Origin of the sequence: Streptomyces curacoi (genome assembly GCF_001513975.1) — a bacterium.
Lineage (GTDB): Bacteria > Actinomycetota > Actinomycetes > Streptomycetales > Streptomycetaceae > Streptomyces > Streptomyces curacoi.
This window is the reverse complement of sequence record NZ_KQ947988.1, coordinates 603,192-626,564: the sequence shown is the minus strand read 5'-3', so window position 1 is coordinate 626,564 and position 23,373 is coordinate 603,192. Positions and strand designations below refer to the sequence as shown.

The 23,373-nt window shown below is 70.9% G+C and carries 20 protein-coding genes; 8 read left to right on the top strand and 12 right to left on the bottom strand.

What is annotated here, in order from left to right:
- The first annotated feature begins 507 nt into the window (after nucleotides 1-507).
- The 4 genes from AQI70_RS19560 to AQI70_RS19545 all read left to right on the top strand — a co-directional run bounded on the left by AQI70_RS19560 (nucleotide 508) and on the right by AQI70_RS19545 (nucleotide 5,346).
- The gene (locus AQI70_RS19560) at nucleotides 508-1,518 is read left to right on the top strand and encodes a polyprenyl synthetase family protein (RefSeq protein ID WP_062151523.1); all 1,011 of its coding nucleotides are present in this window, start codon (nucleotides 508-510) and stop codon (nucleotides 1,516-1,518) included.
- 456 nt (nucleotides 1,519-1,974) lie between these two features.
- Nucleotides 1,975-3,276: a LolA family protein gene (locus tag AQI70_RS19555; protein ID WP_062151520.1), complete on the top strand. Its 1,302-nt coding sequence runs from the start codon at nucleotides 1,975-1,977 to the stop codon at nucleotides 3,274-3,276.
- A gap of 53 nt (nucleotides 3,277-3,329) precedes the next feature.
- Nucleotides 3,330-4,448: an ABC transporter ATP-binding protein gene (locus AQI70_RS19550; protein ID WP_062151517.1), complete on the top strand. Its 1,119-nt coding sequence runs from the start codon at nucleotides 3,330-3,332 to the stop codon at nucleotides 4,446-4,448.
- A complete protein-coding gene (locus AQI70_RS19545) occupies nucleotides 4,435-5,346 on the top strand; it encodes an ABC transporter permease (protein WP_062151514.1) in 912 nt (303 codons plus the stop codon). The genes AQI70_RS19550 and AQI70_RS19545 overlap by 14 nt, the downstream gene beginning before the upstream one ends.
- A gap of 14 nt (nucleotides 5,347-5,360) precedes the next feature.
- Here AQI70_RS19545 and AQI70_RS19540 read toward each other — a convergent pair whose 3' ends face one another.
- From AQI70_RS19540 to AQI70_RS19530, 3 genes are read right to left on the bottom strand one after another with little or no spacing between them, the layout of a single operon-like run.
- Entirely contained in the window at nucleotides 5,361-5,945 is a 585-nt protein-coding gene (locus AQI70_RS19540; protein WP_062151511.1) for a flavodoxin family protein, read from the bottom strand.
- 47 nt (nucleotides 5,946-5,992) lie between these two features.
- Nucleotides 5,993-7,126, bottom strand: a complete 1,134-nt coding sequence (locus AQI70_RS19535) for an amidase (protein ID WP_062152018.1) — start codon at nucleotides 7,124-7,126, stop codon at nucleotides 5,993-5,995.
- A 56-nt stretch (nucleotides 7,127-7,182) separates the two neighbouring features.
- Entirely contained in the window at nucleotides 7,183-7,701 is a 519-nt protein-coding gene (locus AQI70_RS19530; protein ID WP_062152016.1) for a DUF6668 family protein, read from the bottom strand.
- Nucleotides 7,702-7,915: 214 nt separating this feature from the next.
- Here AQI70_RS19530 and AQI70_RS19525 point away from each other — a divergent pair, with 214 nt between their 5' ends.
- A complete protein-coding gene (locus AQI70_RS19525; RefSeq protein ID WP_062152013.1) occupies nucleotides 7,916-9,160 on the top strand; it encodes a tetratricopeptide repeat protein in 1,245 nt (414 codons plus the stop codon).
- Between the two features lie 65 nt (nucleotides 9,161-9,225).
- On the opposite strand, the gene AQI70_RS19520 is transcribed toward AQI70_RS19525, so the two are convergent.
- Nucleotides 9,226-10,176, bottom strand: a complete 951-nt coding sequence (locus AQI70_RS19520) for a M28 family metallopeptidase (RefSeq protein ID WP_062151508.1) — start codon at nucleotides 10,174-10,176, stop codon at nucleotides 9,226-9,228.
- A 148-nt stretch (nucleotides 10,177-10,324) separates the two neighbouring features.
- Entirely contained in the window at nucleotides 10,325-10,768 is a 444-nt protein-coding gene (locus tag AQI70_RS19515; protein ID WP_062152010.1) for a VOC family protein, read from the bottom strand.
- Between the two features lie 171 nt (nucleotides 10,769-10,939).
- Here AQI70_RS19515 and AQI70_RS19510 point away from each other — a divergent pair, with 171 nt between their 5' ends.
- The gene (locus tag AQI70_RS19510) at nucleotides 10,940-11,581 is read left to right on the top strand and encodes a CGNR zinc finger domain-containing protein (RefSeq protein WP_208607393.1); all 642 of its coding nucleotides are present in this window, start codon (nucleotides 10,940-10,942) and stop codon (nucleotides 11,579-11,581) included.
- 73 nt (nucleotides 11,582-11,654) lie between these two features.
- Nucleotides 11,655-13,568 (top strand): protein-arginine deiminase domain-containing protein, encoded by a 1,914-nt coding sequence (locus tag AQI70_RS19505; protein WP_062151507.1) that lies wholly within the window; start codon nucleotides 11,655-11,657, stop codon nucleotides 13,566-13,568.
- 61 nt (nucleotides 13,569-13,629) lie between these two features.
- Here AQI70_RS19505 and rarD read toward each other — a convergent pair whose 3' ends face one another.
- Nucleotides 13,630-14,619 carry an EamA family transporter RarD gene (gene rarD / locus AQI70_RS19500; protein ID WP_251062469.1) on the bottom strand — a complete coding sequence of 330 codons (990 nt, stop codon included), beginning with the start codon at nucleotides 14,617-14,619 and terminating at the stop codon, nucleotides 13,630-13,632.
- 101 nt (nucleotides 14,620-14,720) lie between these two features.
- On the bottom strand, nucleotides 14,721-15,575 hold the full coding sequence (locus AQI70_RS19495) for an SDR family oxidoreductase (protein WP_062151501.1): 855 nt from the start codon (nucleotides 15,573-15,575) through the stop codon (nucleotides 14,721-14,723).
- Nucleotides 15,576-15,719: 144 nt separating this feature from the next.
- Here AQI70_RS19495 and AQI70_RS19490 point away from each other — a divergent pair, with 144 nt between their 5' ends.
- Nucleotides 15,720-16,061, top strand: coding sequence for a winged helix-turn-helix transcriptional regulator (locus AQI70_RS19490; protein ID WP_107117042.1), 342 nt, complete (start codon nucleotides 15,720-15,722; stop codon nucleotides 16,059-16,061).
- A gap of 152 nt (nucleotides 16,062-16,213) precedes the next feature.
- Here the strand turns inward: AQI70_RS19490 and AQI70_RS19485 are convergent, their stop codons facing one another.
- The 5 genes from AQI70_RS19485 to AQI70_RS19465 all read right to left on the bottom strand — a co-directional run bounded on the left by AQI70_RS19485 (nucleotide 16,214) and on the right by AQI70_RS19465 (nucleotide 23,222).
- A complete protein-coding gene (locus AQI70_RS19485; protein ID WP_062151496.1) occupies nucleotides 16,214-17,293 on the bottom strand; it encodes a 2-oxoacid:ferredoxin oxidoreductase subunit beta in 1,080 nt (359 codons plus the stop codon).
- Nucleotides 17,286-19,214 (bottom strand): 2-oxoacid:acceptor oxidoreductase subunit alpha, encoded by a 1,929-nt coding sequence (locus AQI70_RS19480; RefSeq protein WP_062151493.1) that lies wholly within the window; start codon nucleotides 19,212-19,214, stop codon nucleotides 17,286-17,288. The genes AQI70_RS19485 and AQI70_RS19480 overlap by 8 nt, the downstream gene beginning before the upstream one ends.
- A 210-nt stretch (nucleotides 19,215-19,424) precedes the next feature.
- Nucleotides 19,425-20,123 (bottom strand): LuxR C-terminal-related transcriptional regulator, encoded by a 699-nt coding sequence (locus AQI70_RS19475; RefSeq protein WP_279616760.1) that lies wholly within the window; start codon nucleotides 20,121-20,123, stop codon nucleotides 19,425-19,427.
- Nucleotides 20,124-20,513: 390 nt separating this feature from the next.
- Nucleotides 20,514-21,890 carry a sensor histidine kinase gene (locus AQI70_RS19470; RefSeq protein WP_062151489.1) on the bottom strand — a complete coding sequence of 459 codons (1,377 nt, stop codon included), beginning with the start codon at nucleotides 21,888-21,890 and terminating at the stop codon, nucleotides 20,514-20,516.
- A gap of 123 nt (nucleotides 21,891-22,013) precedes the next feature.
- The gene (locus AQI70_RS19465) at nucleotides 22,014-23,222 is read right to left on the bottom strand and encodes a sensor histidine kinase (protein WP_062151486.1); all 1,209 of its coding nucleotides are present in this window, start codon (nucleotides 23,220-23,222) and stop codon (nucleotides 22,014-22,016) included.
- Nucleotides 23,223-23,373 lie beyond the last annotated feature (151 nt).

Below are 23,373 nucleotides of genomic sequence, written 5' to 3'. Positions count from 1 at the left end.
ATGCGGGCGGAACCTCACGCGTGGTGCGAGTCGTTGCCATGATGATCGTTCGTCGTTCGTAGTGCGTGGTTTGTGGTTCGCGGGGGTGGTGAGTCGTCTCGCGGGGATGGCGCGCGGGTGTGCGCGGGCGGGGCGTCTCGCGGGGGGCGTCTCGCGTGGAGTCTCTCGTGGCGTCGAGGGGCGCGTCGGGTGTGACCGTCGGCCCGCGTGTCCATGTCAACCTTGATCGTTGCGGCGGCGCGGCGCGGAGAGGGTGAGCGGGCCGCTGTCGGGTCTACGGCGACTTCCGGTCGGGGTGCGGGTCGGCGTGGACCTATAAATGGATAGATGTCCATCCTTATCAGGTGATCAAAAACATACCGGTCGTGATCCGATACCGCCCATGGTGGACGGGTGGGCGGCATCAGTGATCGAAACGTGACCGGATACGCTGACTTGAGTGATGGCAGCGACCTATCGACAAACCGTGTAAACCGCCAGTAGACACCAGCAGACAGGAGACCCCTCGTGACCGTCGTCGGGCCGTTCGGGCTGAGCGTGCGGGACCAGGCTCTGGAAGCCGATGTCCAGGCCGGATTGACGGCTGTCGAGGAGGGATTGCTCGAAGCCACCAAGAGTGAGGTCCCCTTCATCACCGAGGCCGCCCAGCATCTGGTGCGGGCGGGTGGAAAGCGGTTCCGGCCACTGCTCGTGATGCTCACCGCCCAGTTCGGGGACCCGTATGCGCCGGGCGTCGTGCCGTCGGCCGTGGTGGTGGAGCTGACCCATCTGGCGACGCTGTACCACGACGACGTGATGGACGAGGCGGCCGTGCGGCGCGGGGTGCCGAGCGCGAACACACGGTGGGGGAACTCCGTCGCCGTGCTGACGGGCGACTTCCTCTTCGCGCGTGCCTCGCACATCCTGGCCGACCTCGGCCCTGAGGCGGTGCGGGTGCAGGCCGAGGCGTTCGAGCGGCTGGTCACCGGGCAGATCCTGGAGACGGCGGGGCCGCAGGACGGGCGGGATCCCGTGGAGCACTACCTGGATGTGCTGAGCGGGAAGACCGGGTCGCTGGTGGCGGTGTCCTGCCGGTTCGGGGCGATGATGTCGGGCGCCGACGAGACGGTGGTCGATGTGCTGACCCAGTACGGGGAGCGGCTCGGGGTCGCCTTCCAGCTGGCGGATGACGTACTGGACATCGCCAGTGACTCCCATGAGTCCGGGAAGACGCCGGGGACGGATCTCCGGGAGGGGATTCCGACGCTGCCGGTGCTGCGGCTGCGGGAGCGGGCCGCGCGGCTCGGGCTGGCGGAGGACATCGCGTTGTGCGAGCTGCTGGACTCCGATCTGAGTGACGACGCGCGGCATGCGGAGGCGTTGGCCGCGCTGCGGGTGCATCCGGCGTTGGAGCAGGCGCGGCGGGACACGGTGCGGTACGCGGAGGATGCGCGGGCCGCGTTGGCTCCGTTGCCGGACCTCGATGCCAAGGCCGCGTTGATGGAGCTGTGCGACGCCGTGGTGCATCGGGCGGGCTAGTCTCACCGCCGCCGCTTTCCCCATCCGTCCCATCGTTCCCTGAAGGGGCGCTCTGCCCCTTGGCGACCGCAAGGGCCACAGCCTCGCCGGCACGGGCACGGGCACGGGCACCGGCACCGTGAAGGGTTCCGACCTCCTCAACGCCCGCAAGGCGGGCCCGAATTCGTTCTACGCCAACGTGTCGGCGCGCACGCCCGGCGGCGTCGTCTCCCCCCAACCCCTACGGGTCGGGGGAGGCCTGGCCTCCGCGTGTCATACCGCAGGTGTACGTGGAGTTGGCTCCGAAGGTTGACGAATCTCCTTGGCGGATTTGGTCAGATGGAAACCACGGAAATCACCACTCCTCACCGATTCGGGTGAGAATGGCGGCTCAGGGGTGGACGAGTGCGGGGTCGAAAGACTCGCGGGCGACGAACGAGACGGTCAGCCGCCGCCGACGACGGAGGTAAGGCACACATGGCACCGTACGCATCCGACGACAGTACGACCGCCGCCGGGGAGGTCGACGACCTGCGGTCCGGGCGGCGCAAGGCGGCGCGGTACATCGTCCCGGTCGCGGTCGTGGGGGTCGCGGCGGCGACCATCGGGCTCGTCCCGGCGATCGCCGACTCCGGCGACCCGGACCTGCCGGAGATCACCGCGCAGCAACTCATCGAGAAGATCGCCCAGTCGGACGTACAGCAGCTGTCCGGCACCTTCAAGATCACCACGGATCTTGGCCTGCCCGACCTCGGCGGGCTGGAGTCGAGCCTCACCTCCGGCGCCATGGGGTCGGGGTCCGGAGACGGATCGTCCGCCGATCCCACGGCCAAGCTCACCGAGCTGGCGTCCGGCACGCACACCCTGCGCGTCGCCGTCGACGGCCCGGACAGGCAGAAGCTCTCCCTGTTGGAGAACGCCTCCGAATACAGCCTCATCCACAACGGCAAGGACGTCTGGGGCTACGACAGCAAGTCGAACGAGGTCTTCCACGGCACCGCCGACGAGCAGCGGGCCGGGGAGGAGAAGACGCAAGAGGTTCCGGCCACGCCCAAGGACATGGCCGAAGAGGCGCTGAAGGCGGTCGACGACACCACGTCCGTCACCGTCGACGGCACCGCGCAGGTCGCCGGCCGGGACGCGTACCGGCTGCTGATCAAGCCGAAGCAGTCCGGGACCACGGTCGGCGCGATCACGGTGGCCGTGGACGCCAAGACCGGCATCCCGCTGAAGTTCACGCTGACCCCGTCGAGTGGCGGCGCGGCCGTGGTCGACGCGGGCTTCACCCAGGTCAGCTTCGCCAAGCCGGCCGCCTCCACCTTCGACTTCACCCCGCCCAAGGGCGCGAAGGTCACGGAGGAGGGCGAGCTGGAGGGCGCCGCCGAGGCCGAGGGGCACCGGGCGCCGAAGTCCGAGGGCGAGCTCCGCAAGGAACTCGACAAGGAACTCGACAAGGAACTCGACAAGGAACTCGGCGGCCGGAAGTCCGGGGACGAGCTCGGCAAGGCGGCCCATGGCGGCCCCGAGGTCATAGGCGAGGGCTGGAACTCCGTGGCCGTCTTCGACACCGGCGGCGAGGGTGTCCCCTCCGGCGCCGAGGTCGGTGGCGACATGGGCGGCTTCCTGGACTCCCTGGGCGACAAGGTCACCGGCAAGTTCGGCTCGGGCACGGTCTTCTCGACCCGCCTGATCAACGCCCTGATCACGGACGACGGCAAGGTCTACGTGGGTGCGGTCGACAAGGACACGCTCGTGAAGGCGGCCGACTCGGGGAAGTGACCCGCAACCCCAACCTCCCTACCCCAGCATGAGTCGAGGAGCCTGAGGAGCCGATGGAGGAACTGCCCGCCGCGGAAACCGACGAGGCCGATCACGCCGACCGGGTCACCCAGGACGATCAGGCCGACCCGGTCGCCCAGGCCCATCACGTCGACCCGGTCGCCCAAGCCGGCAGGGCCGACCATGTCGCCCGGGCCGATCGGACCGCCTCTGTCGTCCAGGGCGGCAGCGGCGCCGGCGTCGACACGGTGATCGCCACCCGCGCGCTCACCAAGCGCTACCGCGGCGGGCAGCTCGCCGTCGACGGTCTCGATCTGACCGTCCCGGCGGGCAGCGTCTTCGGCTTCCTCGGGCCGAACGGCTCCGGCAAGACCACCACCATCCGCATGCTGATGGGCCTCATCGAGCCCACCTCCGGCACCGCGCGGGTGCTCGGGCAGCCCATGCCCCGGGCCGCGCGCGCCGTACTGCCACAGGTGGGCGCGCTGATCGAGGGGCCCGCGCTGTACGGCTTCCTCTCCGGCCGTGACAACCTCATCCGCTACGACGCCGCCGACCCGACCGCCGATCCGCGCACCCGGCGCACCCGGGTCGCGGCGGCGCTGGACCGGGTGGGCCTGACGGCCGCCGCGGGCAAGAAGGCCAAGGCGTACTCCCTCGGCATGAAGCAGCGGCTGGGGCTCGCGGCCGCGCTGCTCCAGCCGCGCAGACTGCTCGTCCTGGACGAGCCGACCAATGGCCTCGACCCACAGGGCATGCGCGAAATACGGTCGCTGATCCGCGAGTTGGCGTCCGACGGTACGACCGTCTTCCTCTCCTCCCACCTCCTCGACGAGATCGAGCAGGTGTGCACGCACGCGGCGGTGATGGCGCAGGGCCGGCTGATCACCCAGGGCGCGGTCGGGGAGCTGGCGGCGGGGACGCGCGGCCGTCTCGTCGTGACCACGCCCGACACCGGAGACGCGGCCCGGGTGCTGAAGGAGCAGGGCGCGGGGGACGTCGTCATCACCGACGACCGGGTGACCGCCGAACCGCCGGACCGCGATCTGGCCGACGTCAACGCCGCGCTGGTGAACGCCGGAGTCCGCGTCCGCGGTTTCGGTGTCGAGCGAGCCTCTTTGGAGGACGCGTTCGTGGCGCTCACGGGGGAGGGGTTCGATGTCGCGGGCTGAGGCGGTCTCACCGACTGAGGTGATCTCGCAGCGTCAGGCAATCCGTGAACCCAGTCCGTTGTGGACCTTCGGTCTTCTCCGCAGCGAACTGCTCACGACCTTCCGGCGCTGGCGCACCCTCGCGCTGCTCGCCGTACTCGCGGCCGTGCCGATCCTGGTCGGGATCGCCGTGAAGATCGAGACGAGCGACGGGGCGTCGATGGGAGGGGGCGGCCCGCAGAGCGGCGGCCCGGCGTTCATCTCGCAGATCACCAACAACGGCCTGTTCCTGGTCTTCACCGCGCTGGCTGCGACGCTCCCCTTCTTCCTGCCGATGGCGATCGGCGTCATCGCGGGCGACGCGATAGCGGGCGAGGCGAACCAGGGGACCCTCCGCTATCTCCTGGTCGCTCCCGCCGGCCGCACCCGCCTGCTCCTCACCAAGTACGCGACCACGATGACCTTCTGCCTGGTGGCCACCCTCGTGGTGGCCGTCTCGGCACTCACGGTCGGGGCGTTGCTCTTCCCTCTCGGTGATCTGACGACCATCTCGGGCACCCGGATCAGCTTCGCGGAGGGGCTGGGCAGAGCCCTGCTGATCGCCCTGGTCGTCGCCGCGTCACTCACAGGTGTGGCGGCGCTCGGCCTGTTCGTCTCGACGCTGACCAACAGCGGCATCGCGGCGATGGCGACGACCGTCGGCCTGCTGATCACCGTCCAGATCCTCGACCAGATACCCCAACTCCACGCGATCCAGCCGTACTTCTTCTCCCACTACTGGCTGTCCTTCGCCGACCTCATGCGTGAGCCGGTCTACTGGGACGACCTGGTCAAGAACCTCGGCGTCCAGGCCCTCTACGCGGCGGTGTTCGGCTCGGCGGCATGGGCGCGGTTCACGGCGAAGGACATCACCGCCTAGCTCCTCGGCCGACCTCAGTCGGTCTCGTACGGGAAGCGCGCGAGGGGCGCCTCCTGTGCGAAGAACGTCTTCGCGCGGGCCAGGGCTTCGGTGTCGTTCAGTACGTCACCGGGCTTGCTGCCGTTGCCGAGCAGCACCCCGCCGAAGCGCATCCCCAGGTAGGCGGCCGAGTTGTTGAGCGTTCCGACCAGCGGGTCGGCGACCTCCCGCTCCTGGTGCGCGAGTGCGGTGACGCCCCACAGGGTGCGCCCGGCCATGGTCGCCCTGAAGTCGGCTCCGGGTGTGCGCAGCCAGCCCGACCAGTAGTCGAGGTAGCGCTTGACGTGGGCGGACACCGAGTACCAGTACAGCGGCGAGACGATCACGACATCGGTCGCCGCGAGCGTCGCGTCCAGCAGCAGGGCCGCGCTCCCCTCCGTCGGGCGCACATGGTCGCTGTCGTGCCGCAGGTCCTCGAAGTCGGGCAGCGGATGTGCGGCCAGGTCGATCCACTGCTGCTCGACACCCTCGGGCAGCTGCTCGGCGGCCCTGCGGGCCAGCAGTTCGGTGTTGCCGTCGCGGCGGCTGCTGCCGAGGACGAACAGGAAACGGCGGGTCATGAGGTGGTCCCCCAGTTGGTCGGCACAAGAAATAGCATGCGTATGCATTATATGTGCGCGCAACGAACTGTCCAGAGCAGCAGGTCCTCCCGGCCGCGCGGGGCGACCAGCTGGAGCCCCACCGGGCAGCCGTCGGGACCGAAGCCCACCGGAATGCTGATCGCCGGATGCCCGCTCAGATTGAACGCCCAGGTCAGGGCGGTGGAGTAGCGGTCTCCGGGGCCGTCGTGGCCATGCGGTGGGGTGGGTGCCGTGGGCGTGAGCAGCAGCTCGGCATCGGCGAAGAGGGCGTCCAGTCTGCGGTCGTTCTCCGCCCGGATGCGGTGGGCGGCCGTGGGATCGGCTCCGGGCGTGCGCAGGGCGAGCCAGGCGGAGGCCGGGTCTTCGAGGCGAAGGGGGATGCCTGGGCGCACAAGCCGTAGGGCACCGGCTTCCGCGAGCCGTACGGCTCCCGCATGGGCGACCGCCACGATGTCCGGGTCGGGATCGTCGAAACCGAGGTCGGCAGACCAGACGGCGACCGGAGGGGACGAGCCCGAGCCGGGTTCTTCCCCCGACATCACGCTCCAGTACGCCGAGACGTCCCCCACGGACCGCGCCAGCACCCCCGGCGCCATGAGCCCGGTCCGGTCGGTCGACGGCAACCGCCCGTTGCCGGCCTTGAGTCCGACGACCCCGCACCATGCCGCCGGAATCCGTACTGACCCCGCCCCGTCGCTGCCCGTCGCGAGCGGCACCAGCCCCGCGGCCACCGCGGCCGCGGACCCGGCCGAGGAGCCGCCCGGCGTACGGTCGTGCCGCCAGGGGTTGACGGTACGGCCGTGCCGGCCGCGCCCCCAGGTCTGCCAGGCGGTGCCCGGCCCCGGAACGGACGTCGCCCCCACCGCCACGCACCCCGCCGCGAGCAGCGGGCCCGCTGTGCGCAGCCCATGCCGGCCCTTGACCCCGATCGGCACCCCGGCCAACGGCAGCCGCTCGCCCGCGTCGACCCGCGCGTCCACCTCACCGGCCCGCCGAAGCGCCTCCTCGCCCCACACCTCGATGAAGGCGCACAGCACGGGGTCGGCTCGCTCGATCCGTTCGAGCGCCGCCGCGACGACGTCGACGGCCCGGAGAGCCCGCGAGCGTACGGCCGAGGCGATCTCCTCGGCGGACAGGGCGGCGGGGAAGGCGGTGGACAGGGCGGCGGGGAGGGGGCCGGGAATGGCACCGGGGCCCAGCCGGCTCTCTCCCCGGCTCAGCGAGAACGCCCCGTCAGCCGCGCCAGCGCAGCCGCCTCCCGAGGCGGCGGTCCGCTCGGATCGCCGAGCCGCCACGCGGGCACCCACGGCACCCGGTACACATCGACCGCGGACTCGATCGCCTTGACGTGCTCGGCGAGCAGCCGAGGCAGCCGCCCCGGCGCGTCCGCGACCAGCACGACGGCGTCGAGATCGAGCCCGCGCGGGGCCTCACCGCGCCGGAAGACCTCAAGGGCATGCCGGACGGCGGCCAGCCCGGCCGCATGTGTACGGGCGACGAGCAGGACCGACGCCGGATCGGCGGGCCCGGGCCAGGCGCGCCCGCAGTCATGGCCGCCGTAGACCGCGGCGAGGGTCGAGACACCCGCCCCGCCGTGCACGCCGACCCAGGAGAAGCGCCGGGGTGCGACGGCGGCAGGGGAGGGCGGCGGCTCCTCCGGTAGGGCCACCGGCCCGCGGATCCAGATCTCCGGACCGGGTGCCGGCCCTTGCTGCACGTGCATGTCAGTCCGCATGCCCGCACTCCTTCCTCGCCACGCCACCGATCTTCACGCTGGGCATGAGAATGCTGTGACGTGGCACAAGCTCCTGGAACGAGTCTGTGACGCCCCGGTGACGTCCGCGCCGCGCGCGGCCGGAGAGACTCGACAGTACGTGTACGACGTGTCCGACCTGGACGACCGGATCTTGACGCCGGGGAAGACGTCGGGGAAGCGAGTGAGGGAGCCGATGTCTCGACTCAGCCGCGCGATGAAGCGGGAACAGAAACGCGCCGCGGCCACGGCGGCCCCCGTGGCCGCGCCGATCGACGTGCGGGTCCCCGCCGTCGGTCCGGGCGCCGGCGGCGCGTCGATCGGCGGCGTACCGGTCACCGCGGCTCCCGGGGAGGAGATCCAGCACGCCGTGCTGACTCACCTCCAGCGCATCGCCCGTGCCGCCGGTCACCCCGTGCACGCCACGGTCCACGACGAGCGCATCGGTTACGTCGTCCCGCTGCGGGTGGACGCGGACGGCTCCAGCCGGTTCACCGCGGAACCCGTGCGCACGGCACCGCCGGCTCACCCGGCCGCACCACCCACGCCACCCACGCCACCCCCGCCGGGCATGGAGCCCGAGGGGGACAGGCCCACACATGTCCTACGGCCACTGCCGCGCCCGCAGCAGGACGCCTCGCCCACCTTCCGTATGCGCGCGCTGCCCGAGCCGGTGCCGGACGCCGTGCCCGGCACGGTCGCGCCGCCGCTGGGGGAGTTCGGGCCACCGCCACCCATGGACGCGCGGCCGCGGCAGGCCGCCGTACCGGGGGCCGGCCTACCGCAGGCCGACGTACCGCCGACCGAGAGGCCGCGAGTCGACGTACCGCGAGTCGACGTACCGCGAGCCGACATGCCGCAAGCCGACGTGCCGCACCTGGACCCCGACCCGAAGCCCGCCCCACCCCGCGGCTTCGACGCCGTGGCCGAAGCCGTCCTCGGTGACGCGCCGCCCGCCACGACCGCCGACGCCTCCCCCTTCACCGAACCGCTGACGCGGACCAACGAGGCCGTGAGGGCGGGGCGGACGGCACAGGCGGCGGAACTCGCGGAGCGGACCGTGGCGGAAGCGTGCGCGGTGCTGGGCCCGGAGCATCGCGAGGTGCTCCGGATGCGTGAACTCGGCGCGTACATCGCCTACTTGGCGGGCGATCCGGAGCGCGCCTTCACTCTCTCCCTCGACGTGGCCCGGGCGCACCACCGTACCCGGGACGCCGAGGCGGCGTACGGCAGCATCCAGGGCGCGGCCACCGCCTGGCGGGCCGTACGGGACCCTGGGCTGGGGCTTGACCTGGGCCGGGATCTGCTCGGTCTGTGGACCGAGCTCATGGCCGAGGGCGGTCCGGCCGCCGAGGACATCGAGGAGCTGGAGTCGGCCCGCGCCCGCATGGACCGCCTCGCCGCCCGAGCCGCCAAGTCGGCCGAACCGCCCGTCAGTTGATCACCAGATGAGGCCGTGACGCCGTGACGCCGTGACCCGGTGTCCGGTGCCCGGGGTCCGGTGAGCTACGCCGACAGCCCCCACACCGCGTAGGCGATGGCGTCGCTGTTCCGGTCGAGGGCGGTGTCGTTGATGTTGGACGTCGTGTCGCAGGACGAGTGGTAGCAGCGGTCGAAGGCCTGCCCCGACGTACCGCCCCACTTGGCCACCTGAGCGGCGGTCTTCGTACGGCTCGCGCCCGTGAACAGCCCGCCCACCGGCACGCCCGCGCTCTTGAACGGGGCGTGGTCGGAGCGGCCGTCGCCCTCGGTCTCGATCTCGGTCGGTACGCCGAGGCCGGCGTAGTAGTCCTTGAAGGTCTTCTCGATGGCGGGGTCGTCGTCGTAGACGAAGTAGCCGGGGTTGGGCGAGCCGATCATGTCGAAGTTCAGATAGCCGCGGATCTTCGCGCGGTTGGCGGCGGAGAGGTTGTTGACGTAGTAGCGGGAGCCGACCAGCCCCAGCTCCTCCGCGCCCCACCAGGCGAACCGCAGGTGCTTGGTGGGCTGGTAGCCGGCCCGCGACACGGCGAGGGCGGTCTCCAGGACCGCGGCCGAGCCGGAGCCGTTGTCGTTGATGCCGGCGCCGGAGGAGACGCTGTCCAGGTGCGAGCCGGCCATGAGGACCTGGTTGGTGTCGCCGCCGGGCCAGTCGGCGATCAGGTTGTAGCCGGTACGGCCGGAGGCCGTGAACTGCTGGATCGCCGTGGTGTATCCGGCGGCGTCCAGCTTGGCCTTCACATAGTCGAGGGAGGCCTTGTAGCCGGGGCGGCCGTGCGCGCGGTTGCCACCGTTGGCGGTGGCGATGGACTGCAGCTGGGTGAGGTGGGCCTTCACGCCGGACAGGGGTATGTCGGGTGCGGCCGCTGCCGAGGGCGCGGGCGCGGGCGCGGCGCCGGCCAGGGATCCGCCGGTGAGCAGCAGGGCCGCCGCGACGGCACCGGCCGCCAACGCGCGCGCGGAGACGGAGAGCTTCATGTGGGGGGCTCCGTGGTCCAGAGGGAACCCTGTGGGATGGCCACATGGGTTCCACAGTGAATGGGGTGCCTGGATGGTGGAGCTGAGCCTGACTCTCCGTCAAGAGTGCTATTCGGACAGGGTGTTCACATAGAGGAGCCGGTGTGGCTCACTGCACGCAGAACTCATTTCCCTCCGGATCCGCCATCACCACCCACTCCCCGCCCGGCTCCTTCGCCCGCCGCAGCACACTCGCCCCCAGCCTTTCCAGTCGCTCGACCTCGCCCTCGCGCTCCCCGGCCGTCGGGTGCAGATCGAGATGGAGCCGGTTCTTTCCGGTCTTCGCCTCCGGCACCCGCTGGAACAGCAGCCGCCGCCCCAGCCCGGTGCCGCTGTCCTGGTCGTACGGGTCGTCCGGATGCCGTACGGCCACCAGGTCCCGGAAGGCGAGGCGCGCGTGGAACTCGACGACGGCCTCCCGCGGCAGCGCGCCGAGCTCCAGCAGCCGCTCGATGAACGCGCTGTTGTCCTCGACCGCGTAGTGCAGCGCGGCGGCCCAGAAGTCGGCCTGGGACTGGGGGTTGGCGCAGTCGATGACGAGCTTCCAGTGCAGGGGGGTCGGGGTGGGTGCGGGGGTCTCGGTCGTCTGGGGCGTGTCGGCGGTCTCCGCCGTCTCCGCCGTCTCCGCCGTGTCCGCCGTGTCGGCCGTCTCGGCGGTCTCGGCGGTCTCGTTCGTCTCGGCGGTCTCGTTCGTCTCGGTCATGTAACCAGTTATATTGGTTACATGAGTGGGCGTGCAATGGAATCGCCGGACGGGCCGCCCGGCCTGACCCTGATCTCGTACGAGGGGAAGCCCTACCGTTTCGACCCGGGCGCGCTCTGCCTGGAGCTGCTGACGACGGGCGGCCCGGGTGCCTTCGCCCGCCACGAGGTGCTGCACGCACCCGCGGACCTGGCGGCCTGGGCCGCCCGCAGCCGGTTGCCGGACGGGCTGGAGCCGGCTGTGTCGGAAGAGGAGCTGGCCGAAGCGCGCGCCTTCCGTGACGCCCTCTTCCTGCTCACCGCCGACCGCGCCCACGGCCGCCCGCTCCGGCGTGACCACCTGGACGTCATCAACGCCGCCGCCGCGCGCCCCCCGCTGGTCGCCCGTATCGCACCCGACGGCACCCGCGCCTGGGCTCCCGGCGCCACGGCCGCCCAGCTCCTGTCGACGGTCGCCCGCGACGCGATCGACCTGTTCACCGGGCCGTACGCCGACCGCATCCGCGAGTGCGGCGCCCACGACTGCTACCTGCTGTTCGTCGACACCTCCCGCCCGGGCCGACGCCGTTGGTGCGCGATGGAGCACTGCGGAAACCGGGAGAAGGTCCGCACCCACCGGGCACGGGCGCGGAAGTCGGCCTCCCGCCCCACCGAGCCCAACTGACCCCGCACGCAACGCCTTCACCGCTCCGTCCCTCTTCTCGGGTGCCACCCCCCAACCGAGAAGGGACGCACCGTTGCGTACGCGTTCATATCGAGCACGCCGAACTCGGCCTGCCGAGCGGGCCGTTGTCGTCCTCGCCGCCGCCGGAACCCTGCTGGCACCGCCCGCCGCCTTCGCGGCCGACCAGCCTTCGACCGCCGCCGACCTGCGGGCCGACGTGAACCGGGACGGCCGGGTCGACGTCACGGGCGGCACCGACACCGCGGGCGAGGACGGCTGGAGCGTCGGCCGGGGCGCGGTGATGCTGCCCAACATCGATGACGACAGCGGCCGTTGTCCCGTCACCGGTCCCGGCGGCAGACCCCTGTCCGACGCCGCGCTGGCCCGCTGCAACGACGCCGCCGACACCAAGGTCAACGGCGCCCCCGACGCCGCCGACCTGGCCCGGGTGCGCTCGGTGCCGATGCCCCAGGTGCCGGCCGGGGCGGAGGGGCGTCTGACGCTCACGGCCGGTGCCAAGCACGCCCGGGTCTTCGTACGGCGAGGCAACGGCTGGGAGCCGGTCACGTCCCGGACCCGGCTGTCGCGCGCCGAGCTGCGAGCCGGTGTGGAGTTCGGGGTCGAGGCCAGGGACGTGATCCGGGACAGCGCCAAGTGGGACGGCCGGGCCCGGATCAAGCTGACGGTGACGTCCGGCGCCGGCACGACGACCGACCAGGTCACCCTGCGCGTGGCCCCGCTCCTCACCCACCACCATCTGCAGAACGCCCAGCAGTTGATGGTCACCAAGATCTCCGGCAACGACCAGTACGCCCGCCTCAACCGCGTCTTCCGCGAGGGCCTGGAGAAGGAGGCTCGCAAGGCCGGCATCACCAAGCCCCTGGTCAACTTCACCAAGTACGGCGACATCTGGGCGCAGGACTTCGTCGAGCCGGCGTACGTCGGCATGGCCGGGCCGGACGGCCGTATGCACTCGATGCGGGTGATGCTGCGCTCCGCCCAGCCGTACCGGGAGGCGGGCCGGGAGCTGTTCGAGAAGCTGCGCGGCCGGAACGTCGGCGTGGTGCAGGTGACGGGGGTCCGTGACTCGGAGGAGGAGACCCTCAACTCCACGGGCAACATGGAGACCATCCCGCCGTACGCGCACGGCGGCCGCTCCTTCCCGGCGGGCCGGGTGATCATGGGCGAGCGCAAGGACACCGGCTCCAAGCCGGCGAAGGCGATGCGCACCCTGCTGAAGTCCCAGGGCCTGCAGGACCCGCTGCTCCTCGACACGTCCTGGCTGCACGTCGGCCATGTCGACGAGTTCGTGCAGTTCCTGCCCGCCGACACTCCGCGGGGCTGGCGGATCGGCGTCGCGGACCCCGAGGCGGGCATACGGCTGCTGCGGGAGGCCGGGCAGGCGGGCCACGGCGCCACGAAGATGTTCTCGGTGCCGGGTGGCCCCCGCGAGACCATCGCCCAGGCCCTCGCCGACCGCTCCCTGCTCGCCGACAACGACCTGGCGGCGCGGCGCATCGAGGCGAACCTGGAGGTGCTCAAGCGCGAGACGGGCGTCACGGACGCGGAGATCGTACGGGTGCCGGCCCTGTACACCCGGGGTACGCAGGCACGGACCGCGGACGGCGACGGGAAGATGCCCCTGCCGAGGCTGACCCGCCTGGGCGCCGAACTCCCCGACGTGGCCCGCGACCACGGCCAGCAGCGTGACCTCAGGGCCGCCCCCGCCGTACAGACCAGCGCCTATGTCCCCGGCGCGGTCAACGGCATCGTCCTCAGCCGCGACCACTACCTGGCCCCGCGCCAGTGGGGGCCGGTCATCGACGGCAAGGACATCTTCACCCAGGCCGTCACGCGGGCGTACACGGGCGCGGGAATGAAGGTGGCGTACCTCGACGACTGGAACACGTACCACCTGGGGATGGGCGAGGTGCACTGCGGTACGAACACGCTGAGGGACGTGTCGGGGGCGTGGTGGAAGCGGTGACGCCGGCAGGAGGGCCGCCGTCACGTCAGCGGCAGCCGCCGGGCGTCCGCTGAACGGTCGGTCAGGCGTCCACCGCCGTGGACGCCGGGGCGTCGAGCCTCGGCGTCTCGGTCCGGGCGGCCCGCAGCTGCCGGGCCGCCCGCCACGCGTCCGTCGTCAGAAGACACAACGCCAGCCACACCAGCGCGAACCCGGCCCACCTCTCGGCCGGCATCGCCTCGTGGAAGTACAGGACGCCGAGCAGGAATTGGAAGACCGGCGCCAGGTACTGCAGCAGCCCCAGCGTGGACAGCGGCACGCGTATCGCCGCCGCGCCGAAGAACACCAGCGGCAGCGCGGTGACGGCGCCCGCCGCTGCGAGCAACGCCGCGTGCCCGAGCCCCTGAGTCGTGAACGTCGACTCCCCGCGGCCCGTGAGCCAGCCCAGATACGCCACCGCCGGCAGGAACTGGATCGCGGTCTCCGCGGCCAGCGACTCGACGCCGCCGAGGTTGACCTTCTTCTTCACCAGCCCGTACGTGGCGAAGGAGAAGGCGAGGACGAGCGAGATCCACGGGGGCCGGCCGTACCCGACGGTGAGCACGACCACCGCCGCGAAGCCGATCCCGACCGCCGCCCACTGCACGGGCCGCAGCCGCTCCTTGAGGAGCAGCACACCCATGGCGATGGTGACCAGCGGGTTGATGAAGTATCCGAGCGAGGCCTCGACCACATGGCCGGAGTTCACGGCCCAGATGTAGACGCCCCAGTTGACGGTGATCACAGCCGCGGCCACGGCGACCAGTGCCAGCCGCCGCGGCTGCCGTATCAGCTCACCCGCCCAGGCCCACCGCCGTACGACCACCAGCGCGGCCGCCACGAAGACGAGGGACCAGGCCATCCGGTGGGCGAGGATCTCGACCGACCCGGCGGGCTCCAGCAGGGGCCAGAAGAGCGGAAAGAGCCCCCAGATCCCGTACGCGGCGAAGCCGTTCAGCAGTCCTGTCCGCCGCTCACCGCTGGACTTCCCGCTCACGGCCCCTCCTTCATGCCCTTGCCCGGCCGCGCTCATACGACGGCCCGCACGAAGGTAACGCCGAATGCCCCCGCCTGTCATGCCCGTATCGCCATACGGTCATGACAGGCGGAGTGGGCCCCGTGGGGAAGGGGGATTCAGCCCTTGAGAGCGGCCGAGATCGCCTCGGCGAGCGGAGTGGTCGGGCGGCCGGCCAGGCGGGACAGGTCCCCGCTGTCGACGACCAGCTCGCCCTTCTCGATGGAGGCGTCCACACCGGCAAGGATCGCGGCGAACGGCTCGGGCATCCCCGCGCCGGTCAGGATGCCGGTGAAGGCCTCGACGGAGACCGCGTTGTTGGCGATCTCCCTGCCGGTCTGCCGGCTCAGCTCGGCGGCGTACTCGGCGAAGCTCCAGGCCACGTCGCCGCCCAGCTCGTACGTCTGGTTCTCGTGCCCCTCGCCGGTCAGTACGGCGACGGCGGCGGCCGCGTAGTCGGCGCGCGCGGCGGAGGAGAGACGGCCCTCGCCGGCAGCGTGGGTGACCGCGTTGTACTGGAGGACCAGGGCGAGGTTCTCGGTGTAGTTCTCGTGGTACCAGCCGTTGCGCAGCAGCGTGTGCGGCAGGCCCGACTCCAGGAGCACCTTCTCGGTGCCCCGGTGGTCGTCGGCGAGGGCGGCCGTCAGGCTGCCGGGGGCGCTGGTGTAGGCGAGCAGTGCGACACCGGCGGCCTTGGCGGCGTCGATGACGACCTGGTGCTGGCCGACGCGGTCGTTGCCGACCTCGCTGCCGGATATGAGCAGCACCTTGTCGCCGGCCGCGAACAGTCCGTCGAAGGTCTCTGGCGCGCTGTAGTCGGCGACGGCGATCTTCACGCCGCGCTCGGCGAGGTCGGCGGCCTTCTCGGGGGTGCGGACGACTGCGGTGACCTGGTCGGCCGGAACCTTCTCCAGCAGCTGCTCGATGACGTGGCGGCCCAGGTGTCCGGTGGCTCCGGTGACGACGATGCTCATGCGTAACTCCTTGTGGGGTGCGTTGGCACTAACCCTAGGAGGTGCGCTAACTGTTCGAAAGTACCCACTTTGAAGTAAGGTACTGGTGTGGCAGTAAGTACCGAGGCAGGCGCGAAGACGAGCACGTACGACACCGGCGAGGCGATGTGCCCGTACCGCATGGTCCTGGAGCACGTCACCAGCCGCTGGGGCGTCCTGGTCCTGATCGAGCTCCTGGAACGCCCCTACCGCTTCAGCGAACTGCGCCGGGCGATCGGCCGGGTCAGCGAGAAGATGCTGACCCAGACCCTCCAGACCCTGGAACGCGACGGCCTCGTCCACCGCGACGCCAAGCCGGTGATCCCCCCGAGGGTCGACTACTCCCTGACCGACCTGGGCCGCGAGGCGGCGGAACAGGTGCGGGGGCTGGCGATGTGGACCGAGCGGCGGATGGGGGAGGTGCAGAAGGCGCGGGAGACGTACGACGCGCGCCGGAGCGGATCCTGACGGAGGCGCCGGGGCGGAACCTGACCGTGTGCTCGTCCTGACGCTCCCCAACGCCAACGCCAAAGCAACCGCCAAGGCCAACGCCGACACCGACGCCGAGGGCCTGGGTGCCGTACGACACCCAGGCCCTCACTCGGTCGTCGAACCGCCGGTCAGCCCACCACCGTCCAGGTGTCCCCACCGGCCAGCAGCGCCGCCAGATCCCCCTTGCCGTTCTGCTCGATCGCCGCGTCCAGCTGGTCGGCCATCTGGGTGTCGTACACCGGACGGTCCACCGAGCGGAACACACCGATCGGGGTGTGGTGCAGGGTGTCCGGGTCGGCCAGGCGGGACAGCGCGAAGGCCGTGGTCGCGGACGCGGAGTGGGCGTCGTGGACCAGGACCTGCGCCTCGTTCTCCGGCGTCACAGTGACGACCTTCAGGTCGCCGGTCTGCGGATCGCGGACCACCCCGCGCGCACCGTCGGCGCCGAAGCGGATCGGCTGCCCGTGCTCCAGGCGGATCACCGCCTCCTCGGCCTGCTGCTTGTCCTTGAGGACATCGAAGGCGCCGTCGTTGAAGATGTTGCAGTTCTGGTAGATCTCGATCAGCGCCGTACCCCGGTGGGCAGCCGCCTCGCGCAGCACCTGCGTGAGGTGCTTGCGGTCGGAGTCCACCGTGCGCGCCACGAAGGACGCCTCCGCGCCGATCGCCAGCGACACCGGGTTGAAGGGCGCGTCCAGCGAGCCCATCGGCGTCGACTTGGTGATCTTGCCGACCTCGGAGGTGGGCGAGTACTGGCCCTTCGTCAGGCCGTAGATCCGGTTGTTGAACAGCAGGATCTTGAGGTTGACGTTACGGCGCAGGGCGTGGATCAGGTGGTTGCCGCCGATCGACAGCGCGTCACCGTCGCCCGTGACCACCCACACGCTCAGGTCCCGCCGCGACGTGGCGAGGCCCGTCGCGATCGCGGGCGCGCGGCCGTGGATGGAGTGCATGCCGTACGTGTTCATGTAGTACGGGAAGCGCGACGAACAGCCGATGCCAGAGACGAAGACGATGTTCTCCCTGGCCAGTCCCAGCTCCGGCATGAAGCCCTGGACCGCGGCCAGGATCGCGTAGTCACCGCAGCCGGGGCACCAGCGCACTTCCTGATCGGACTTGAAGTCCTTCATGGACTGGCGTGCCTCGGCCTTGGGGACGAGCGAGAGTGCCTCGATCGTGCCCGTGCCTTCCGTGGACGTCTCAGCCATCGATGGCCTCCTTGAGCGCCTTGGCGAGCTGTTCGGCCTTGAACGGCATGCCGTTGACCTGGTTGTACGAGTGGGCGTCCACCAGGTACTTCGCCCGGACCAGAGTGGCGAGCTGCCCGAGGTTCATCTCGGGGATCACCACCTTCTCGTAGCGTCCGAGTACCACGCCCAGGTTGCGCGGGAACGGGTTCAGGTGGCGCAGATGCGCCTGCGCGATGGACTCGCCGGCACTGCGCAGGCGGCGGACCGCGGCGGTGATCGGGCCGTACGTCGACCCCCAGCCCAGCACCAGCGTCTTCGCCTCGTGCGGGTCGTCGACCTCCAGGTCCGGCACCTCGATGCCGTCGATCTTGGCCTGGCGCGTGCGGACCATGAAGTCGTGGTTGGCCGGGGCGTAGGAGATGTTGCCCGTGCCGTCCTCCTTCTCGATGCCGCCGATGCGGTGCTCCAGGCCCGGCGTGCCCGGGATCGCCCATGGCCGGGCGAGGGTCTGCGGGTCCCGCTTGTACGGCCAGAAGACCTCGCTGCCGTCCTCCAGGGTGTGGTTCGGCCCCTGCGCGAACTGCACGGTCAGATCCGGCAGCTCGTCCAGCTCCGGGATCCGCCAGGGCTCGGAGCCGTTGGCCAGATAGCCGTCCGACAGCAGCATCACCGGCGTGCGGTACGTCAGCGCGATCCGCGCCGCCTCCAGGGCCGCGTCGAAGCAGTCGGCCGGGGTGCGCGGGGCGATCACCGGGACCGGCGCCTCGCCGTTGCGGCCGAACATCGCCTGCAACAGGTCCGCCTGCTCGGTCTTGGTCGGCAGACCGGTCGACGGGCCGCCGCGCTGGATGTCGACGATCAGCAGCGGCAGCTCCAGGGAGACCGCGAGCCCGATGGTCTCCGACTTCAGCGCCACACCGGGGCCGGAGGTCGTGGTCACCGCCAGCGAGCCGCCGAAGGCCGCGCCCAGCGCCGCGCCGATGCCGGCGATCTCGTCCTCGGCCTGGAACGTCCGTACGCCGAAGTTCTTGTGCTTGCTCAGCTCGTGCAGGATGTCCGAGGCCGGGGTGATCGGGTACGAGCCCAGGAACAGCGGCAGGTCCGCCTGGCGGGACGCGGCGACCAGTCCGTAGGACAGGGCGAGGTTCCCGGAGATGTTCCGGTAGGTGCCGACCGGGAAGGCCGTGGTGGCCGGGGCGATCTCGTAGGAGACGGCGAAGTCCTCGGTCGTCTCGCCGAAGTTCCAGCCCGCGCGGAAGGCGGCGATGTTGGCGGCCGCGATGTCGGGCTTCTTGGCGAACTTCGACTTCAGGAACTTCTCGGTGCCCTCGGTCGGGCGGTGGTACATCCAGCTCAGCAGGCCCAGCGCGAACATGTTCTTGCTGCGTTCGGCCTCCTTGCGGGTGAGGTCGAACTCCTTCAGCGCCTCGACGGTCAGTGTCGTCAACGGCACCGGGTGGAGGCTGTAACCGTCGAGCGACCCGTCGTCCAGCGGCGAGGTCTCGTAGCCCACCTTCTGCATCGCTCGTTTGGTGAACTCGTCCGTGTTGACGATGATCTCCGCGCCGCGCGGCAGATCGCCGATGTTCGCCTTCAGAGCGGCCGGGTTCATCGCGACCAGCACGTTCGGCGCGTCGCCCGGAGTCAGGATGTCGTGGTCGGCGAAGTGCAGCTGGAAGGAGGACACGCCCGGCAGGGTGCCGGCGGGGGCCCGGATCTCGGCCGGGAAGTTCGGCAGCGTCGACAGGTCGTTGCCGAAGGACGCCGTTTCCGAGGTGAAGCGGTCGCCGGTGAGCTGCATACCGTCGCCCGAGTCCCCCGCGAAACGAATGATCACCCGGTCCAGCCGGCGGACGTCCTTCGTCCCTGCCGGTTTGCGCTGCTCTCCCACGACGGCTTCGTCGGCCTGCTCCGCTGGGCTACTGACCTGGCTGGTCACTGAACTGGACCTCCCTCGAGGCGGCTGTCTGGGCATGGCCTTCCCGCAAGCCTTCCCAGGATCAACCCTACGTCCGCAAAGGTCGCCCTCCCGGGGCCATTCGCATGACGGACATGATTTTGAGACGCTTCGCCACCCTGACTTGTCATGATCTACACGCCCCCCGGCGCTTGCTAAAGACGCTCCCCGCTCGTTCCCTGGTTCTGGCCGTCAGGAGTTCAGATAGGTGAGGACCGCCAGAACACGTCGGTGATCCCCGTCGCTCTGCGACAGCCCGAGCTTCAGGAAGATGTTGCTGACGTGCTTCTCGACGGCTCCGTCGCTCACCACCAGCTGCCGGGCGATCGCCGAGTTGGTCCGCCCCTCGGCCATGAGCCCCAGGACCTCCCGCTCCCGCGGGGTGAGCCCCGCGAGCACGTCCTGCTTACGGCTGCGGCCCAGCAGCTGCGCGACCACCTCCGGGTCGAGGGCCGTGCCTCCTTCGGCCACCCGCACGACCGCGTCCACGAACTCCCGAACCTCCGCAACCCGGTCCTTGAGCAGATAGCCGACTCCGCGGCTGGACCCGGCCAGCAGCTCCGTGGCGTACCGCTCCTCCACGTACTGCGACAGTACGAGTACCCCAAGTCCCGGGTGTGCCTTCCGCAGCTGCACGGCCGCTCGCACCCCTTCGTCGGTGTGCGTCGGCGGCATCCGTACGTCCGCGACCACCACGTCCGGCAGCTCGCCCTGGGCATCCAGCTCTGTGATCGTCTTGATCAGCGCGTCGCCGTCTCCGACCCCCGCCACGACGTCATGCCCACGGTCGGTCAACAGCCGGGTGAGCCCCTCCCTGAGCAGCACCGAGTCCTCGGCGATGACCACCCGCACTCTGTCCCTCACGATCCTCGGCCCCCCGAACCTTGGCATTCGGCCGAGCGATCCCCGGCCCTGTCGTCCCTTGCGACCTCAGTATCCCGCGATCGGCTCTTCGTTACCGGGCCTGTGGATAACCTGCCCGCCCCTGTTGAAGTGCGCGGGCACTGAGGACGTGTTCCGGGGCGCATGTTCAGGGGGCGCTTACGGACAACGGGCGGTGCATGCGGGCAGCAGGACTCGCTGACAGCAAGGAAGTGCTTGCGGAGAGCCGAAGTGCGTGCGGACAGGAGGAAATGCTTGCGGGCAGCAGGAAATGCTTGCGGGCAGCAGTGAGTACTTGCGGCCAAGCGGAAATCCGGCCCCGAATCAACCGGAGCCGGATCCTCACCGCAGCGGGCCGAACGGCACACCCCGAATAGCGCAGCCCGAACTACACAGCCCCTACACCGTCCGCCAGGGCAGCTCCGCCGTGACCCGAGTAGGCCCCCCGACCGGTGAATCCACCACCAGAATCCCGTCCACCGCGTCCAACCGCTCCGCCAGCCCCGTCAGCCCCGACCCCCCGGAGACAGCGGCGCCCCCGATCCCGTTGTCCACCACCTGCAGCATCAGCCGGTTCTCCACCCGCCACACATCCACCGCCGCCCAGGTGGCCCGCGAGTGCTTGCTGATGTTCTGCAGGAGCTCCGACACCGTGAAGTACGCGATCCCCTCGATCGCCGGCACCGGCCGCTCCTCCAGATCGACCTGCACCTCCACCGGCACCGCGCACCGGGAGGCCACCGCCGACAGGGCCGCGTCCAGCCCCCGGTCGGTCAGGACCGCCGGATGGATGCCGCGCGCCAGATCCCGCAGCTCCTGCAGTGCCGTCTTCACCTCGCCGTGTGCCTCGTCCACCATGCGCGCTGCCGCCTGCGGGTCCTCCGCCAGCTTCTCCTTCGCCAGGCCCAGATCCATGGCCAGGGCAACCAGGCGGGCCTGCGCGCCGTCGTGCAGGTCGCGCTCTATGCGCCGCAGATCGGCGGCGGCCGTATCGACCACGACACCTCGGTCGGACTCCAGCTCCACCACACGCGTGGCCAGCCGGGACGGCCCGAGCAGGCCGTGCACCAGCAGCCGGTCCACCATCGTCAGCGCCCGCACGATCCAGGGCGTCGCCAACGTGAAGAGGAGCCCGACCAGCGCGGTGACCGTGATCTCGAAGGGGTTGTCGAGGTAGATGCGGTGGGTCTCGTCGCCGTAGAGCTGAAGGCCGTCCTGACCGGCCCACACCGGGAACACCCAGAACCACAGCGGATACGTCACCAACGCCCAGCCGTACGCCCAGACGTTCACGGCGACGACGAAGGAGAACACCGCCCACGGGAAGTGCAGGACCGCGTACAGCAGGCTCCGCCACGATGTCCCGCTCTTCAGTACGGCGCCCATCCACGCCATGAACCCGCTCCGGCGCATCCGCAGCGGCTCCGGGTCGGCGACCTCCAGGTGCAGCAGCGCACGCGCGCGTGCCCGTTCCATCGCGCCGAAGCCGCGGCAGCCGGCGAGGGCCGCCGCGAGCACCGGGATCCCCAGGAAGGTCACCAGCAGGCCCGCGCCCAGGGACACCATCGTGACGGCGTACACGAACAGCAGGATGCTGATCGGCAGGCCCAGCAGCACATACCCGAACTCGCGCCAGCTGCGTCCCTCGAACGGCGCCCGCAGCCCGGCCGGCAGCCGGTGCCGTCGCGAGCCGCCGCGCTCGGGAAAGCCGCTCGCGGGGCCGCGCTCGGGGAAACCGAGCCCGCTCCCGTAGCCCTGTCCGTACTCCGTGGCCATCGGCGTCGTCCGTTCTCCTCGTCCCGTCAGCCCCGCCGGGGCTGTGCCGTCGTACCTCCACCCTCCTCGACCGCAGGCCTGTGGACCATGGAGGCCGTCGGCGTCTCGAACGGGGGGTTTTCCCTACCCCTGCCCGGGGACGCGGTCCCGCCAGGGCAGCTCCGCCGTCACGGTCGTAGGGCCGCCCTGGGGTGACTCGACGACGAACAGGCCGTCCACGGCGTCCAGCCGGTCGGCCAGCCCCCGCAGGCCCGTACCGCCGTCGAGGCGCGCGCCGCCGCGGCCGTCGTCCCCCACCTGGATGAGCAGCCGGTCGTCGGACCGCCACACCTCGACCGACGCCGACTTCGCCCCGCTGTGCTTGCTGACGTTCTGCAGCAGCTCGGACACGGTGAAATAGGCGATGCCCTCGATGGCCGCGGCCGGTCTGGACATCAGGTCCACGGTCACCTTCACCGGCACCGTGCAGCGCGAGGCGACCGCCGACAGGGCGGCGTCCAGGCCGCGGTCCGTCAGGACGGCCGGATGGATGCCGCGCGCCAGGTCCCGCAGTTCCTGCAGCGCGAGCTTCACCTCGCCGTGCGCCTCCGCGACCATCGCGGCGGCCGAGTCGGGATCCTCCAGGAGCTTCTCCTTGGCCAGGCCCAGCCCCATGGCCAGGTTGACCAGGCGGGCCTGCGCCCCGTCGTGCAGGTCGCGCTCGATGCGGCGCAGATCGGCGGCGGCCGCGTCGACGACGACGCCCCGGTCCGACTCCAGCTCGGCGATACGGCGCTCCAGCTCGTCGGAGGGCGACAGCAGGCCGCGCACCATCGCCCGGTCCGCGTTGGCCAGGCCCCGCGCGATGAACGGCAGCACCGGCCACAGCACGAACAGCGAGACCAGCGTGACGACGAAGGTGAGGATGCCCCAGGGCAGGCGGATGAAGTCGTACAGGACCGTGCGCCAGCCGACCGGGTCCTTCAGTGCCAGCCACAGCTGCGGGAAGAAGCCGTTCTTGCCGCCCCGCAGCGGCAGTGGGCTCGGCTCGTCCACCCGCACCCCGAGCAGCGCACGCGCGCGTGCCCGCTCCAGCTTGCCCAGCTGACGGGCGCCCATCAGCCCGGCCGCGAGCACCGGGAACCCGATCACCGTCAGGGTCAGAAAGGCACCGGTGGACAGCACCGTCACGACGTAGACGAAGCCGAGCAGCGCCAACGGAAGGTTCGCCAGGAGGTGCGCGATCTCCTTCCAGGTGTGCCGGTCGTAGGCGAAACGGGCGGGCGGCAGCGGCGGCTGCTCGCTGTCGGACGGCCGGGCGGCGTCCGGCGAAGGGCTGGGGCGTTCGGTCATATGGGCTAGCGTGCCGCGCGGTGCGCCACCGCGCCATGAGGCGGACCGCCCGCCGTTACGGGGGGAAATCCCCACCCCGGGCGGCGTGAGCTCCACCTCGCTCGCATCTCGACGGGATCTCAAGGCGTGACGGGCTGCTTACGGTGTCTTT